This is a genomic window from Dyella koreensis (assembly GCF_044904565.1).
Classification (GTDB): Bacteria; Pseudomonadota; Gammaproteobacteria; order Xanthomonadales; family Rhodanobacteraceae; genus Dyella_D; species Dyella_D koreensis.
On the sequence record NZ_JADIKD010000012.1, the window covers coordinates 224,679 to 243,692 of the forward strand.

At 64.7% G+C, this 19,014-nt stretch carries 1 protein-coding gene (cut by a window edge); it reads right to left on the reverse strand.

Going from position 1 to position 19,014, the window contains the following annotated elements; all coding sequences use genetic code 11:
• Positions 1-19,014, reverse strand: the 3' portion of a protein-coding gene (locus ISS97_RS16325; protein WP_379983551.1) for a tandem-95 repeat protein. The gene runs 19,005 nt beyond the window's last position; only the last 19,014 of its 38,019 coding nucleotides appear in the window; the start codon falls outside the window, past its right edge; the stop codon is at positions 1-3.

Consider the following 19,014-nt stretch of genomic DNA (forward strand, 5'->3'; position numbering starts at 1 on the left):
TCAGTTCAGCCGCTTCACCACCAAGCCGCTTTGCGCAGCCAGATCGTCCGGCGCTGGTAGCGGATCCGCCATGAGGGTGTTCCACCAGGCGCCGCCGACGTTCGCCGAGCTGCCGATGGTCGAACTGGCATCGCCTTGCCAATCGATCGCCTGCGCGGCATCGCTGTCGGTGTTGGCGCGTCGGACCACGATATAGCCGCTGCTGCTCGCCGACCATCCATAGGTTTGCGCACTTGCGGCCACCATCACGCTTTGCCCGTTCCAGCAACCATCATTGGTGACCACGTTGAGGCTGATCGTGGCGGTAGCACTGAGCTTGCCGTCGCTGACGGTGTATGCGAACCCATCGGAGCCCGTGTAGCCGCGGGCCGGGCGATAGGTGTACGTGCCGTCGTAGTTGCGCGTCAGGCTGCCATGCGTGGCCTTGCCCAGAGTCAGGGTCAGGCAATCGTCATCCGCGTCGCTGATCAGGCAGCTGAAGTCGATGCACACGCTGCCGTCCTTCTGGACCTGGAAGCTGGCGTTGCGCGCGGTCGGCGCGTGGTTCACCGGCGTGACCGTGATGCACACCATCGCCGTGTTCGAGTCGACCGTACCGTCGTTGTCGCGGTAGCTGAAGCTGTCAGTGCCGTACCAGCCCTTGTTCGGCGTGTAGGTGTAGCTGCCGTCCGTGTTGAGGCTGAGCGTGCCGTGGCAGGGGCCGCAGACGATGCGCGCGGTGAGCTTGTCGCCGTCCGCATCGGTGTCGTTGGCGAGCACATTGATGCGTACCGGCGTGCCGGCATTAGTCGTGGCCTGGTCGTCCTTGGCGACAGGAGCGTGGTTAGGTGCCAACACGGTGATGGTTACTGTGGCGGGTGCCGACTTCAGTTCGCCATCGTCGGCAATGTAGGCGAAGCTGTCCGTGCCCACGAAGCCCGCCTGCGCGGTGTAGCTGAAGCTGCCGTCGCAGTTGCGCGTCAATGTGCCGTGCTTTGGTGCCGATACCATCGTGGCGCTGAGGTCGTCGCGATCGCCATCCGGATCCGTGTCGTTGGCGAGTACATCGATACGCGCAGGCTGGTCGGCACGAACCGTGACGGCGTCATTGTTCGCCACCGGCGGCTGATCCACGTGCGCCACGCGGATCCACACCATCGCCGGATTGGAATCGAACTGGCCATCGTTAGCGGCGTAGACGAAACCGTCCAGGCCGTACCAGTTCGTATCCGGCGTGTAGGTGTAGGTGCCGTCGGCGTTGAGCGACAGGGTGCCGTGGCTCGGGCCACACAGGACATGTGTGGTGAGCTTGTCGCCGTTCGGGTCCCAGTCGTTGGCGACCGGATCGATCTTCACCGCGCCGTTCTCATTAACGTACGCCGCGTCGTCGAAGGCGATCGGCGGCAGATTCGGGCCGAGCACGGTGATGGTCACCGTTGCCAGATTCGAATCCACCTTGCCGTCATTGGCGACGTAGGTGAACGTGTCGGTACCGGTGTAACCGCAGGCGGCGGTGTAGCTGAAGCTGCCGTCGGCGTTATGCACGAGGGAGCCGTGCTTGGGTCCGGTCACCAGGCGCGAAGTCAGTATGTCGCCATCGGCATCGGTGTCGTTGGCGAGCACGCGGATCGTCGCGGTCTGGTTGTTGTGCAATGTTGCGCTGTCGTTCGCCGCCACCGGAGCCTGGTTGGCCGAAGCGATCACCAGACGCACCGTCGCCACGTTGGACAGCGATTTTCCATCGCTGGCCTGGTAGGTAAGCGTGTCGGTGCCGTACCAGGTGCCGGTCGGCACATAGCTCAGGCTGCCATCAGCGTTGCGGGTGAGCGTGCCATGCGTCGGGCTGGATACGATGACTACCGACAGCGGATCGCCGTCGGCATCGGTGTCATTGGTCAGCGGGTTGAAGGTCAGCGGCTGACCCTGCTTGCCGTTGTACGCATCGTCGTTGGCCACCGGCGGATGATTGGTGGCGCGCACCGTGATCGTCACCGAAGCCACCGCCGAATCTACCTGACCATCGTTGGCGACGTAGCTGAAGCTGTCGGCGCCGCTGAAGGCAGCGTTCGGCACGTAGGTGATGGTGCCATTCGCGTTCATCGTGAGCGTGCCGTTGGCCGGCTGGCTGATGATGCGCGCGGTGAGGCCGGCATTTGCCGCCCGGCCAGAGCCGGCGTTCACGCCCGTGCTGTTGTCGATATCGCTGTCGTTGGCAAGCACGTCGATCGTGACTGGCACGCCCTGGTCGGTGGCGGCCGTGTCGTTCACCGCGACCGGCGCGTGATTCACCGGCGTCACTGTCAGCACGATGGTGGCGACGTTCGAATCGACCGTGCCGTCATTCACCTTGTAGCTGAAGCTGTCGCCACCGGCGTAGTACGTCGTCGGCGTGTAGGTGAAGCTGCCATCGGCGTTGCGCACCAGCGAGCCATGCGCCGGTCCGCTGACGATCACCACCGACAGCGGATCGCCATCCACGTCGTTCGCGTTCTTGCGTGGATCGATGGCGGCGGCGCCATCCTCCGCCACCGTGGCGCTGCCGTTATTGGCGGTCGGTGCATGGTTCACCGGCGTGACGGTCAGCGTGATGGTGGCAATGTTGGAATCGACCGTGCCGTCGTTGACCTTGTAGCTGAAGCTGTCGGAGCCGCGATAGAGCACATTCGGCACGTAGGTGAAGCTGCCGTCCGCATTCTGCGTGAGCGTGCCGTGGGCCGGGCCGGTGACGATGATCGCAGTAAGCGGATCGCCGTCCACGTCGTTGGCGTCGGTGCGCGGATCCAGCGTCAGGCTGCCTTCCTCGGGCAGGGTGGCGCTGGCGCCGCTCGCGGTTGGCGCATGGTTGATCGGCGTCACGGTGATCTTCACCGTGGCGACGTTCGAATCCACCGTGCCATCGTTGACCTTGTAGCTGAAGCTATCCTCGCCGCGGTACAGCGCGTTCGGCACGTACTGGTAGCTGCCGTCCGCAAGGCGGGTGAGGCTGCCGTGCTGCGGGCCACTGACAATCACCGTGCTGAGCGCATCGCCATCGACATCGGTGGCGCCGCCGCGCGGATCGATCGCTAGCAGGCCCTCCTCGGCCACGGTGGCGGTGAGGTTGGTGGCGGTTGGCGCGTGATTCACCGGATCCATGGTGAAGGTGAGCGTCGCCACGGCTGAGCTCAGCTGACCATCGCTGAGCTGGTAGCTGAAGCTGTCGGTGCCGCGGTACAGCGCGTTCGGCGTGTAGGTGAAGCTGCCGTCGGCGTTGAAGGTGAGCGTGCCGTGTTGCGGGCCGCTGACCAAGGCAGCCGTCAGCGGATCGCCATCGACGTCGGTGCCGTAGCTCATCACCTGGCCGGCGAGTGCCTGTTCCTCCAGGGTATGCACCTGCGCATTGACCGCGATCGGCGCATGGTTCACGTGGACCACTACCAGGCTGACGGTGGCCTTTGACGAATCGACCGTGCCGTCGTTGACCACGTAGGTGAAGGTGTCGTCGCCGTAGAACAGCGAGCTGGGAACATAGGTGTACGTGCCGTCCGCGTTCTGCGTCAGCGAGCCGTGCTGCGGCTGGTCGACGATGCGGTAGGTCAGGGCGTCGCCATCGACGTCGGAGGTCAGCTGCTTGAGGTCGATGATCGCGCTGCCGTCCTCCTGCAGCGTCACCGTCAGGTTGTTCGCGCCCGGTGCATGGTTCACATGTGCGATGGCGAGATTGACCGTGGCGACGTTGGACTGCGCCTTACCGTTGTTCAACAGGTAGGTGAAGCTGTCGTTGCCGTAGTACAGCACGTCCGGTGTGTAGGTGAAACTGCCGTCGGCGTTGAGGGTGAGCGTGCCGTGCTGCGGGCCAGTGACGACGGTCGGCGTGGCGCCGGCCGTGTTGGTGTCGTTGCCCAGCACGTTGACGTTGACCGCGCTGTCCTCCTGGCCCTTCACCAGATCGTCGTTGGCCTGCGGCAGGCCCATCAGGCCCACGTCACTGACCGTGACGTGGCTGCCGGCGGGGCCGAAGCCAATCAGGTCGAACGACAGATTCACCGCCGTGCCGGCCGCGATGCCGCGCAGGTCGACCAGGTAGGTGCGGCTGCCGTCGGGGTTGGTGATGAAGGTGGCGCCCTGGCCGATGTGCGCGCTGCCGTCGCCTTGCAGGTTGAGCAGGGCGTCGGTGCGGGTGAGGTCGATCGCACCGCCGAGCGAGGCGCCGGTGAGGGCGTCGAGCAGGGCGGCTTCGAAGGCGTCTTCGGGCATGTCGCCCGGGTTCTGTAGATTGAGGTTGCTCACGGTGAAGTGCAGGAATCGATCATTTGCACCCAGCGTGAAGACCTGGTTGAGGCGCGTCTGTTGCGTGGCATTCTCTTCCAGGGTTGCGCTGGTGCCACTGCCGTAAACCACCTTGCCGACCTGGGTCCAGTAGCTGTGATCGGACTCGAGCCGCGGGTTCACCACGGCCGGCGTGACGCCCTGCGAGATCGAGCCGCCGCCACTTGCGGGCGACTGCACCGGACTGGTGACGCGTGTACCCGTGACGCCGGTGAACAGCACGCCGCCCGCCGCCTGTAGCAGGCCGGTGTCGACGGCGTCAGGCAAGCGACGCTCACCCGGCTGCAGGTATTGGCCCATGTTGTCGGTATCGCTGGAGATATCCGACAGGCCAAGCACGTGGCCCAGCTCATGGATAAGCACGGTGAGCAGATCGATCTTGTTCGCCGCGTCGGAGCCTGTCGTGGCCTGGAACAGCGAGGGCGAAGAGGTCGCCGTGAAGGACGAGAAATCCGGTGCGACATACCAGCCCCAGCCCGAGCCGGAGGCGTCGAGTGTGATGGCATGGGTTTGCATGTCGGTGATGGCGGCCTGCCCCTGGGGCAGGGTGGCGATCTGCACGGTCGCACGATCGAGCGTTACCTGCGACGCGCCGGCATTCGTCCAATACTGCTTGGCCAATGGCAGCAAAGCCTGCACCTGCGCCAGCGTCAGCACGGCGGTGCTCGTTGTGGCAGGACCTTCAACGTGAACGTCCTGGTGGGCGTAATCGGCGCGGCCGAACTGGATGCGACCGCTCTGGATCATTTGCCGTATGCGGGCAATGCGATCGGCGGCGTCGGCGAAGGCGGGGCCGAGCTTAAGGCCTTCGCTTTTTGAAGGTGGATACGAGAACGTCGAGATGAGCGTCGGATCGTTATCCAGGATACGCTGGACCACGAGGTTCGTGGAATTCAACAAGGCCGCGTCGGAGTCGAACGCGTAAAACACGGCGGTATTGGGGTTGGCCCCAAGCATTTCAGTATCACGGAACAGTGTGTAGACCGCGTCGTTGACTGATTTATCGGCTAGCTCTTTGAAAGCGTCGATTGGCCCCCAGGATTCTTTGCGATCGATGTAAGTGGTGAGGTTACCCTCGACTTTGCGACCCTCGTAAGCCCTGAAGTTGTTCACGTCCGGATGGGCGGCGGCGTCTTCGTTCCTGAAGAGGACGCCGTATTCGGAATGAACCCCCATGTCGTCAACGCGAGCCCCCCATACGCCGCGCTCGAGTACGCCTGCGCTGTTTGCGCGATCGAACGAGTGGAGTATGAACATGCCCCCGTTTTCCGGATTGGGGAATATGTCATTGACCTCGCGTTCGTAAAGGTGCGCCGTATTAGCCGGAATCGGCTCGCCTCGCACCGGGTCCCGCAAGGTAGAGGTAAAGCTCTGCTGCGGATGGGCGCCGCTGCAATTGGTGTTGTGAGCCCATAGGCCGTCCTCGCCCACGTAGTAGGTGTGGAAATCCTCCACCTCGATGTTGAACACCCGCCGACGCATGTAGGGGGCGTCGTATTGAAGATGACTAAGTACACTCTCGTTGTCGGAACTCACATCGCTAAAGCCATGCTCGAGATCCACGCGGAAGCCGGAATGTTTGTCGGCAAATGAGGTGGTAACGAATCCGATGTTCGGATCGGTAGTCTGATAAAGCGTTTCGCATTTGTAGACCACCGCGATGGTGCCGTCACTGAACTCCAGGTTTTGACCCGGCTTCAGATGTTCCAGCGCGATCCAGCCGATGTCCTGCACCCAGAACGGGTGGTTGCCCGTCGCATAGAGATACCCGATGTTCTTCTTGCGCGGGTCGTAGTAGGACAAGTGCCAAATCACCTTGTCTTCATGCACAAAGGTATTGAGCACGCGCTTGTACCGTCGTTCGCCCGTTGCCTCGGGCTGCGACAGCACCATGTCACCGGGCTTGAGCTTCTCGATGGGTACCAGACCGTGCTCCGTCCATACCGGCGTGCCTTCCACGAAACAGCCGATATCGTTCTCGGGATAGTTCTCGCGCATCATTCCGCATAGCGATTTGATTTCCTGGTCGTACAGGGCGTCGCCCGAATAGGTCTTTTTCAGGGTGGCTGCGATTTCTTCCAGCGACGGCACTTGATGACGTTCGGCAAAGCGCGCGCCGAGATCGGTTTCTATCAGCGAATTCTTCGCCGCATCGCGAATCGACTCGCGCAGCAGCAAGGCTTCACGCACCTGCAATGCCTTGGGCTGGGTGGTGTCGATCATGTTGGTGATGTTGCCGACCATGTCGCGGTACCAGCCTTCCGCCTGGCCCAGGGTCATTGATTGCGCATCGGGGCTGGTGAAGAGGGATTTGCCGTTGAAGCTGACGTTGTCGTGCCCAACCAACGTCGGCGCTTCGGTATCGAAGGCGGCGGTATCCCCGCCGGCTTCGACCGCTGGCGAGAAATGGACCTCATCGCTGGCGGACGGCGTGCCGTCGCTGCTCAGTTTGCCGCGCACCGGATCGGCACCGATGCCGATCATCTTGCCGATGCCGGCGAACAGGCCATGCGCCAGCGCGCCGACACCGCTGCCCATAAGGATCGACTCCAACAGCTCCGAGAACGAGAAGCTAGGTTGTCCGGTGGCGCCGTTAGTGAGGTCATAAATCTCCATCAGGCCGTTTTGCAGGATGGCATCGAACGTGGCCGCCGCCGCCGCGCCGCCGCCCACGGCCGACGCCAGCTTGCCCAGGCCGGCCAAACTGATCGTGCTGCCCACCAGCTTGCCTGCGTGCATGGAAATACCGGTGGCGAAGCCGGTATTCATGCAGTCCACGAAATTGGCGGTGAGGAAATCCTGGTATTGGAGTTGGCCGGCGTTGTACTGCTGCAAGCGTTGGTCGTAGCGACCCATGTAGCCGCCGCTGACCAGCAGGTCGAGGCCCTTGAACACCATCTTCGCGGCGAAGGTGTCGTCCGGGTTGAAGAACTGCTCCAGGTTCAGGGGCTGCACTACCGGTGGGCCCGTGACCACATCGAGGCTGGGGGCCGGCACGTTGACGGCATCGAGTTTCACAGGCAACCCCGGCACCGTATAACTGGCCATGCCGAAAATCCACCCATCCCAGAACTGGCCTGCGGTGGGGTTGTCGTAGCGCGAGGGCGTCACGGCCGGGATCAGATCGCCGATACCGGGCCGGGTGACGTAGGTGCGATCGATCGGCATGGTTCTCGGGTCGATGCCGCGCGCCCTGAAAGCGTTCTGTATATCGGGCGAATTGAAGTTCAATGCCGCCTGCACCAGAGCGGCCGCGTTCCATGTGTACATGGTGTAGGTCATGGGCGCGCCGGGGTCATAGTCGGGCTCGTAGCTCCACACACCCGCATACAGGATGCCGTCCATGCCTACCGTCAGCTTGTCGATCGCGCAGCCGGCGATCGGCGTGGTGGCACCGAGATAGACCGGCGGTTGACCGTTGAGGCCGAACGGGTTCTGGATGATGCCGATCTTGCCGCCCACCTGTGAACTGGGCAGGCCGCCGCTTTCCAGATCGAAGGTCGGGTCGTTGAAAAAGTAGTTGAAGTCGGCGACCAGGGCGTATTGCTGGCCCTTGTAGGTGACGATGACAGTGCCGGCGGGCTGCTGGATGTCCTGGTGATAAGCGTGTTGATTGGCTCGGAAGCCGACCGGCGCGCGCATCGCGACCGCGGTGCCGCTGGCGGTCGTGCTGCTGTCGATCTGGCCGGTGCTTCCGGTGTTGAGGGTGATGGCGCCTAGGCCGTTATCGACGTCGTTGCGGTTGCTGATCAGGAATTCGCCGCCGTCCTGGCCCGAAACGACGTACCAGGGGAGCTTGCCGCGGTTTGCCGTTCCGTACACTTCGCCGCCGAAGGTGGTCACCGCACCGGCCCCGACGATGCCCAGGTCGTCGATCTGGTTCAGGTCGACCACATGCACCGTGCCATTGGTCGAGACCACGGCCAAGTAGCTGTCGTCGTTGATGGCGAGGTCGCGATAACCCTGCGGGGGCACTGCGCCGCCGAGATCGATCGACTGTTCCTGATTGAGGAAGTCGCTGTGCACCGGATCGATATTGATGCGCAGCAGACCGCCGGCACCGCCGGTGCCCGAACGCAGGGCGACGTACAGCCACTGGTCGGTAATGGCCATAGCCGTGATGTTGCCGGGCGAGGACGTGCTCAGATGGTAGGTGTACACCACCGAGCGCGTCATCATGTCTACGACGTAGATGTCTTGATTACCGCCGGCGACGTAGGCGATCGAGCCGTCCTTCGAGTAGGTAATGCAGTGCCCAGTGCCTCGGGCCATGGCCAGCGGGAGGCCGCGTTCGTCCGTGGTGATCTGTTCCTGGAGCGCGATCGGCGCACTGTTGCTGTCTGTGCCGGGGCCGCCCGAGTGGTAGACGAAGATGGTGCTGGGCGTGGTGACCAGGGTGTTGCGTCGTGCTTCCTCCGACACCTGGCTGTATGCCTGGATCGGCGCGGTGAAAACACTGCCGCTGTCGACTTGGTCGCCGTCACCGGCATACGCGGTGGCAATGCGTTCGACGCGTATCACGTGCTGCGACAGCGCCACGTCGTTCGGTATGTCGAACTCGATGGTCTGATCCGGTCCGCTGCCGGAGGCAGTGACGTCGAAGGCCTGCCAGATCAAGCCATGCTGCGCGGCCGCTCCGGATACATCGGGCTCGGTCAGCTGATCGCCGATGGGCTGTACCCATACGCGCAATTGGAAGTTGCCGCCCGACTGCCCGCTGGGAATGAAGTCGCCGGTGAGCTTGATGTGGTGGCTGCCCGCCTGATAGTTGAACCCGGTGATCTGCGGTTGCGCATCCGAGCCGGCCGGATCCAGCGCGGGGAACGTCACGTTGGGATCGGTCGAGGTGAGTGCCGACATCGGCACATTGGCCTGGTACGTGCCGGCGATGGTGTACCGGATTTGCGAGATGGCCGTGGGCAGATCCAGCAACAGATTCAGGCCTGCGAGCGGAGCGGACGGCGAGATCAGATTGGCCATCGCGACACTGGCCATGTTCGACCAGAAGACCTGCCAGTTGAAGGCCCAGCCGTTGAGCGTGACATCGCCATGCGGCCCCGGCGGAGACTTGCGCATCGAGATGATGTAGTTGCCGCCGCCCAGTGCGCCGCCATAGGGCGGGCTGGCCGTATGTGCAAGGCCATCGCTACCGATCACGCCGGTATCGGCCAGCCACCAGGTGTTATGCACCACGCCGTCGGCCGACGTAATGGTGCCTTCGCGCCAGAACATCACCTCGGTGCCGGTCGCATAGGTGGTGGGCTGGCCCGTGGCGGGGTCGATTGGGCCGGCGACCTTGATCGCCAACTGCAACGGGGTGTTCGCTTTTTCTCCGCCCAGGTCGATCTTCACAGCCGCGACGATGTTGAGCAGCGTGGGCGCCGGTGGCGGGGTGACGAAACTGTTCTGGTCCGCCGTTTGGATGGAGGCCGTGGTGTTCGCCGCCAATGCGCCGGCGCCAATCATCAGGGTATTGCCGTTGGCGTCGGTGGTGACGCCGCCGGTGGCCGCATTGATCAGTGTGGGGCCTACCACGGGCGCGACTACGGTGACGGTGATGGTGCTCTGCAGCCCGTTGTTGACGATGGTAATGACCGCGGTGCCCGGTCTCTTGGCCTGCACCAGGCCATCTGCCGTGACGCTGACCACATCGGGGTTGCTGACAAAGTACAGCGTGCCCGACGTGGCTGTGCTCAGGTCGGTGGTGACTTGGCCGACAGAGCCGAAGTTGTGCACGTCGATCTGACGCTGCCCCACGTTCTCAGGCAAGTCAAAGCGCGGCGGGAACACGTCCAGCTCGTTGCCGAGGCCGTCGACGAACGGTGCGCTGGGCTGAATGCCCACGGTCAAGGCATTGACGGCGAACACGTTGCCGGCAGAAATCTCGATCACCGCATGGCCATTGCCGGCGCCGTGGATCAAGCCGTTGGCGTCGATCGTTGCGACCGACGCGTCGGTGGACAGCTCTTGCACGTAACTGCTGTCGAGCGAGACGCCGGTCTGATCCTCGAAGTCACCGATGATGTGCAAGGCTTGCGCCGTGCCGGTGTTCAGGGTGGGCATGCGGTCGACGTGCAGCGCGATCAACCTGGCGGCGCTTACATTGATGTTGAGCGATATCGGGGCGCCGGCGGCGTACCCGTCGTCGGCTTGCACCACCACCGTGGCGGCGCCGCTGTAACCCGCGGTCGGCGTAAACAGGATCGAGCGTCCATCGCTGCTGATCTTGGCGCTGCCATTGCTGACGCTGAGGATGCGCCAGTAGATCGGTGAACCGTTGTAGTCGACCGCCACCTGATCCAGCGCGATGCTGGTGCCCAGGCCCACGTGCGTGAGTGTGGTCGGCAGATTCGCCAGCGGCTGCGGCGGCAAAGTGGCCTGGAAGCCGTAGTTGGCGTAGAGGATCTGTCGATCGCTCTGATTGACCACACCATCGCCGCTGAGGTCGCCGGCGAGGTTTTTCGTTGCCAGATCCTGCTCGAAGGCTGCGCTGTCGCTGCCGTCGATCTTGCTGTCGCGATTGAGATCGCCCGCGATGGACACGCTGATATTCGCGGTTCCCGTACCGCTGAGGCGGAGCAGCTTCATGCCGGCCTGGGTGACGCGTACCAGCAGGGTGTGCACGCCGTTCAGCACGGTATCGCCCAGCACGATGCCACCGACCACTTGCAGGCTCGACGATGCATCGCTGAACTGCGCGGAGATCGCCAGGATGATGGCGCCTGTGCTGCCGGGTACCTTCACCGTCGAAGCTAGTTCGCTGTCGCGCACCTGGAAGGCGATGGAGGTGGTCTGTCCCGCCTGCAGGCTGCCGCTCCACTGGTTCGCCGTGCTGTTGCCCAGCCAGTTCGCTGCGGTGCCGAGGTTGGCGGTGATGCTGTCCTGGTACGGCAGGCTGTTGCTGTCATAGCCATACGGCGTACCCATGCCGGTGTCGTCCAGCGCGCGGACGAGGACGAGGCGGTTCTGCATGTCATAGCGATAGACGATGCTGCGGCCATGGCCATTCGCATCCAGCGGGCCCGTGATGCGTGCAATGCGGCCCTGTGCATCGCGCACGATATCGACGCGATCGGTGACCTGGCCATCCGCCAGTGCAATGCCCGCATCCGATACCAGCCAGTGCGCGCCATCGGCGAACACCACGTCGGTCAGCTTTCCTTGCGCGTCGAGGCTGTAATGCGTGCCGTCCGGCGCGGTGAGCACATACCCGCCCGGGACCCACGGCAGACCGGTGATCTGGTCGTACAAATGGTTGCCCTGGCGCTGCAGATGATCGCCGTCGACGGCCTGCAACTGCCAACCCTGGTCATGGCCAAAGCTGGCCTGATACACCACCGGCGCACCGGGCCCGCCGGGCAGGGGGGTGGATGTGGTACCCAGGGTAAAGCTGAGGTTCTGGATGCTGGCGTTGGCGTCGCTGAGATTGCTCGGCATGCGCAGCCATACGCGCGCGCCAGTCGCCCACGCCGCGGTTGCGCCGGTGGCTGTCGTGGCCAGCTGATCCGTGCTGAGATGGGTGGCAAAGCCGGTCAAGCTCCAATTGCCGAAGTAGGCGCCGGCGCTGTTGTCCAGCGCGCGATTGACCGTGAATGCATGGCCGCCGAGTTGGAAGGTGGCGTCGTTCGCACTTTGCTGGCTGAAGCTCTTTTGCGCCGTATCCACAGTGACGCGTGCATCGATCTCGCTGGTGCGGCCGCTGAGATCCCACGCAGTGAGCCGCAATTGGTACACGCCGTTGCGGAACTGCGCCGGGTCGAGCGTGCCGAGGGCCAGCGCCTGATTGACATTGGTGGCGTCGTCGCTTTCTTGTGCGAGCATTTGCCACTGGTCGCTGTTGGCGACGGCGATCTCCAGGCGATAGCCCATCAGCTGCATTTCCTGCAGCGTGGCCTGCAGCGCGATCGGCGAATCCACTTCAACCGGTTGGCTGGTGGAGGTCGATCCGGCCAATGCGCCGAGCCAGTTGATCGCGGGCGCCTGCGTATCGGCGGGATCCCTTACGCGTAGCTGGTTGTCCTTGGTGCTGCTGAAGCCGTCCGCGTCGGTGGCGATCACGCGTACATCGATCAGCCCCGGCTGTGCCGCCTGCAGATGGAATCGGCCGCTGGCGTCCAGCGCCACGGTCTGCCACTGATCGCTGCCGAGTGCGGCGCCGCGCACCTGCACGACCATGTTGGCGATCGGACTGAAGCTGCTCGCGCGCACCGTGACCAGCAGGGTCTGGCCGGGCAGGGCCGGTGTACTGGGCACGCTGTCGACCAGGATGCTCGGTGCGTTGGCGGAGGCATCCGCCACCACGCGCACGGTGAAGGTCTTCTGTACGGTGGCCTGACCATCGCTGACCATCGCCGTGACGATGAAATCACCCACCTGGCCCGGGCCTGGCGTCCAGTTCAGGCGCCGTGCCTGGGCGTCGTAACTGGCGCCGTCGGGCAGGCCGTTGAAGCTCACGGTGAGTCCAGCGGTTTGCGTCGCGCCGTCCGGATCGATGGCATAGATGCCGCCGCCACTGTTGGTGCCGCCGAGCTGAATCGGCAGGCTCAGTGCCTGGCCTACGGTCACGGCATGGCTGCTGACGGTGAGCGCGGGAGCGCGGTTCACGTCCAACACGCGCACACTGACGGTCTGTGTGGTGGCGAGTGTGCCGTCGGTGGCCTTGAAGGTGAAGGTGAAATCCTTGCTGGCGGCCGTGGCGTTGTTCACCACGTCGTACCCCGGGGTCCATTCGAAATAACCGGTGGCCGGGTTGAACGACACGCCGGCTGGGGTGTTGTCGTCGTACACCAGACTCATCTGCACCGGGTCGCCATCGGCGTCGGCGCTGCGCAGGTTGAACGACAGCGTGCTGCCTTCGTTCACCAGCTGCACCGGCATCGGCAAGATCACCGGCGCGTTGTCGACGTGCGCTATGTGCACTTCGAAGGTGCGGGTGAAACTGGTCGCACCGTCGCTGCCGGTCACCGTGAAGCGATAGACGCCCGGATGCGTACCGACGAGGTTGCTGCTCTTTGCGGCGAACATGCCCGGCGTCCAGTTCAGCGTGGCCTGATTGCCATTGGCGGCGCTGGGGACGTTGAGCGTCATGCCCGCAGGCAGGCCCGTCACGTTCCAGCTGATCAGGTCGGATTCCGCATCATTGGCAAACAGGTCGAGCTTGAGCGGACTGCTTTCGCTGCCGTTGAGCACCATCGGCACCGAAACATCGCCACTGTCGATGACGGCGTTGCCGTTGAGCTGTATGCCCAGCAACTGTGGCGCCGTGTCGGTGGCGCGCACCACGATACGGAAGGTGTGGCTGACTACATTCGGCACCGGGTTGGCTGGGTTGGTGTAACCCTGGTCCTGCGGCGGCAGGCCGCTGTCCGTGACGGTGACGGTGATGTCGTGGGGGCCGATGTCGTCGCTGGTCGGCGTCCAGGTCAACACGGCCTGGCCGTACTGCGCCTGCATGGTCAGCTGTGCGCCGAGTGGCAAGCCGGTGGCACTCAGGTGCAGTGCGTCCTGATCGGCGTCGGTGATCGCAATGGGTAGGCTCATCGGCTGCCCGGCCACGGCCAAGATCTGCTGCGGCAGGTTGAACACCGGCGGCTCGGTGAGGCTGCGCGCGGTGACCACGAAGCTCACCGACGTTGCCTGGGCCTGATTGGGTGTGCTGCCACCCGTGTCTTGGGCAATCAATGTGAGGGTGTAATCGCCGCGATCGTTGTCGTCCGGTGCGAAATGAATCGTGCCGGTGATATGGCCGTTGGCGCTGGGCGGATTTTGGGTGTAGCTCGCAAAACGCGGCAAGCCGTTGATGCTCACTTGAATCGGGTTGCCGTCGACATTGGTGATATCGAACGGGATATCCAGCGTGGCGCCCTTATCCACGAAGGCGTTGCTGATCGGTGCGATCAACGGCGCACGCGTCGAGTTGGCCACCACGATGGGAATGATCACCTGCGTGGATGCCGGCACACCGGTGCCGTCACCATCGTTGGTGGCGATCACCGTCACGTGATACGTGCCGGCCTCCGTATAGGTGGGCGTCCAGTCGATGTCGAGCGTATCCGGATCGAAGGTGGCTCCCGCAGGCAAGCCAAGTACCTGATAGGTGACGGTAGCTGGCGTGCTGTCGCCACCCTCCTGGTCCACCAGCGGGCCGCCTGGCCGCAGGCGCACCTTGGGTACGAAACCGGGATTGTTGGGGTCGAAGGCGAACACGTTGATCTGCAGCGGCTGGCCTTCCAGCGTGTTCCAGCTCTGGTTCAATGATGGGTCGAACTGCGGCGCGCCGTTGACGTTCAACACGTTCAACTGCACGGTTTGCTGCGTGCTGGTGCGCTCCACCTGTCCGTCGGGCAGGGTGCAGATGGCGGTGAGGGTCACGACAACGTTGTAGTTGCCATGCTGGGCGTAGCCCGGTGTCCAGTTCAGCCAGCCGGTATCGCGGTTGAGCTGCATGCCACCAGGCAGGTTGGCCGCGGAGTAACTGAGCTTGATCGTCGTGCCGTCGGGCTTGCTGAGGCCGCCCGGCATGCTGCCGGCCAATTGCAGGGCAAAGGCGTCGCCTTCGCGCAGGGTCTGCGCCGGCACCGGTGTGAGTACCGGCTGGGAGAAGGCTTGCTCCACCGCGATGTCGAACTGTTCGCTGACGGTGGTCTTGCCGTCGCTGACCCGCACGGTCACGTTGCGATAGATGCCGGCCTGATCGTAGGTCGGCGTCCAGCTGAGCACGCCGGTGCGCGCGTCAAACACGGCGCCGGGCGGCAGGTTGGTCACGCTGAGGGTGAGCGGGTCGCCGTCGATGTCAGACGCGCTCAGCGGCAGCGAAAGCGCCTGGCCTTCGGTAAGCGTCACATTGCCTTGTGCCGCGAAGGTGGGCGCGTGATCGCCGTTGGTTACGGGCAGGTGCAGCGTGCGCAGGGCCACGCCGCCGCGGCTGTCCTGCACGCGCAGGATCACCACGGTGTCGGCGTCGGCCTGGGCGCCTGGCGTCCAGCTGAGCGTCGCGGTCGAGTGATACGCGCCGTCGGCGCCCGCCGTGCTGCCCGAGGGTGGCGTCAGCGTGAGGCCCGCCGGGCCCTGCACGATCTGCCAATAGAACACGGTGCCGTCGGCGTCGCTGGCGTCGACCTGGGCCGTCCAGGCCTGGCCGACCGTGGCGCCCTGAGTGAAGGTATCGGGACTGGCCGCGCTGCCCACCGGCCCGATTGCCGGCGGCAGGTTGGCCTGCGGCGCGGCATACACGCTGTGGCCGAGATTGAACTTGGCCAGGTCTGCCAGGGGGCCCGCACCGCCGAACTGGCTGAGCGGCACCACGCTTACCGTGATGTTCGACAGCGTGGCGCCGACGGCGAGCTTGCCGCCCAGGGCCTGCAAGGCACTGGTGAGGTCGATGCTCCATAGCTGCGTCTGGTCGCCCGTACCCTGCGCCGCGCCCGTGATGGCGCTGCTGAAATAACTGCCCGGATCGAGCAGCAGCACCAGCGGGCCGCGCAGGTCGTCGGTGCCGATGTTGGTCAGGCTGACGTCATAGCTGACAGCGCCGGTATTGCGGTCCGCGCGGGTGTTGCTGAAAGCGATTTGCACTTGGCTGCTCATGTTGAGCAGGGCGGTGAAGCCGCTGATGGCGTCCTGGCCGATGCGCAGCTGCATGGCACTGCGCAGGTTGCCGCTGATAGTCAGCTGGTAATGGCCTGGGGTGAGGCCGCTCACATCCAGGTAGGCCGTATGCGTGGAGGCATCCCAGCGCACGCTCTTGGGTGCGATGGCGCTCTGGCTGCCGATGAGCTCGTAGTTGAGCGCATCCAGCACGCTGGATGGATCGGCTGCCGAGCTGCCGTTGCCCAGCCACATATCCTGATCGAACTGCACCGCAATCTCGCCCAGCGGCAACGGCACCAGCGCCCCATCCGGCACACTCGTCGCAATCACCTTAGGCGCCCGCGCCGGTGCGATCTCATCGATATGGTGCGTCTCGGCCACGAGGATGCGCCCATCCGCCGTGGTAAGGATCGCCTCACCCTGCGTACCGCCACCCGCCACCTGCAGCACGCGGCGCGATTGCAGTTCGATCATCCACACCGACGAACCGGTGGTGGTGTCGGTCACGCCCGTGGTCTGCACGTGCTGGGGGAGGGCGCCGGAGGCGACCAGGACGCCGTCGAGCAGCGAGCCGGGGGCGCCGAAGGCGATGCTGTCCACCACGCCGTTGAGGCGGTACTCCAGTTCCGCGCGGCCGAGCGTGATGCCGCTCATCGGGAAGCTGACGATGTCGGTCGTGCCGCTCGGGCTGGCGGCGGCGATGTCGCTGCCGGTCCAGCGCACACCCCACAGGCGGCCGTCCGGACCGAAGGCGAGGTCGCCGACGCGGGTGTTGCTGAAGTGCTGCCAGGCCCGGTTCGGATCGGTCTGGTTCGGGTGGAACACCTCGATGCCGTCGCCGTCGGAGACATAGATGTCCCCGGTGCCGGGCTGGATCGCCAGCGCATGTGTCAACGGCTGCTGACTCGGGCCCTGCATGCGGCGCACGATCGCGCCGCTGCTCGCATCGACCTGCAGCAGTTCGTTGCCGGTCATCACCCACAGCTGCCCGTAGGCGTCCACCGCCATGTCGAGCACGGGCTGATCGAGCACGAACAGCGGCGTGACGTTGTGGCCGCCGTCCTTGCCGTAGCGGTACACCTCGTTGCGCTGCTGGCCCGCGCTGACCAGGATCGAGCCGTCGGCCAGCTGCACCATCGCCATCGCGCCGATATCGGCGCTGCCGGTGGCGAAGCCGTCGGCGAAGCCGCGCGCAGCGAACGGCGCAAGCACGTTGGTGAGATCGCCCGCGTTAACGCTCGCCACCGGGCCCGGCAGCATCTGCGTGGCCTGCTGGAACAGCGGATTGCTGGCGTAGCTGCGATCGGGCGTCGCCTGCGGCACCTGCGCGGTCTGGTCGACGCCCGGTGTGACGCCGAGGCCGTCCAGCACCTGCTGGCGCGCGCCGTCGTCCGGCAGCACGGCATTGCTCACCGTGGCCGCCTCGCGGTTGCCCGCCAGGTCGGTGGCCACGGCGAGGAACTCGTAATGACTGCCGGCCTCGCCGGTGAACACCGCCTCGGTGGTGCCCGGCCCGACCTGGCGCTGCCAGATCTTGAAGTCGCCGCCGTTGGTCGCGACGTAGACCGTCACGAAACGGATCCCACTGGCGTCGTCCTGCGCGTTCCACTTCACGTCGTAAGTCGGTGCGCCCTGGGCGTTGTTGCCCAGCGAGGTGACGGCGACGGTGGTGGTCGGCGCCTTGGCGTCCAGCGTGACGTTGAGTGTGGCGCTGTCGATCGGCGGCGTCTGGTCAAAGAGCACGCGTGCCTGCATGGCGATCTTCGCACCCGACGCGGCGCTGGCCGCGGCGGACACGGTGAAGCTGACGAAGCCGCCCTGCGTGCTGCCGGCGAGCAGGCCGCGCGTGGCGTCCTGCATTACTTCGCCGGTGATCGGATCGATCGCCTGCAACAGCCAGGTGGCGATGCCGGTCTCGGCGTCCACGCCCGCGCTCACGCGCAGGATGTAGCCCTTGCTGCCGCTGAAATCGAAATCGCCCTGGAAGTTGGCGCGATCGGCCGGCACGTGGATGTTGATGTCGCCGATCTTCAGATCGCCCAGGCGCACCGAGCGCGGATCCAGGTTCGCATCCAGCTGCGACACGATGCGGATCTGGCCCACGCCCTGGCCGGTCGGATTGCTGAAGGCGAAGGTGTATGGCAGCGGCGTTGCAGACGGCACATAGGCGCTGCCATCGGTGGCCACGGCCTGGCCCTGCGGACCTTGCACGCTGATCGCCGCGTTGGTGGCGCCGGCCTGCTGCGCTACGAGCTGCAGATATTGGGTGAGGTTGAGGCTCTTGCCTGGCAGCGGATTGAACTTCTCGTCCAGCAAGCCTTGCGCGCGCAGGTACTCAAGTTCCGACTGGCTGCCGACGAAGATCTGGAAGTTCTCGAACTGCAGGGTGCGGCCGACGTGCTGGTCGTAGTCGGCCGGATTGGCCAACGCGGGCACCGGCACTTCGATCTCGTCGCCTTCGTCGTCCGTGCGCGTCTCGTAGTGATCGATCGGGCCCTTGGCCGCATTCGGATCGCCGGCATAGGTCGAAGTGTCGCCATACCACTGCTGCACCTTGGCGAAGAAGCCGAGGATGTCGGCCTGGGTGCGATAGCTGTCGCCGCCCTTCGACATCAGGATGCCAGCCGCGAGCGTGGCGTTGAGGCTGACCACCTGCGGATTGGTGGTGATCGGCGGCGCCTGGTCAGCCGGCAGCAGCATGCCGGAGGCTTCCAGCGCGGCCAGCCAGCCGTTGACCCACTGCGATGCGTCCGCAGCGAGTGTGGCGAGGTTGCTCGGCGCGGAAGCGTCGGCCAGCACGGCTGTGCGCAGACGCAGCGCGTAGGCGGTCTGCTCGGCGATGAACTCGTCGCGGGTGAGCGCGGTGGCGGCGGCCACCACGTTCATCTGGAACGACTCCGACAGCATCTCGATCTTGTAGAGGATGTCCTCCGGATCGGTGGAGCGGAAGCGCGCGGCCAGACCCTGCTGGACCTTGTCCAGGTCGGACACGCCACCATCGAGCAGGCCCTGCGTGCGCCAATCCGGATGCACGGCATAGAGCGCGTCGCGCAGGCCACTGAAGTCGCGGTTGATCCAGGCGGTGAGGCCGGGATAAGTCTGCAAGCGGAAGCTCATGCCTACGAAACCGTGTGCGGC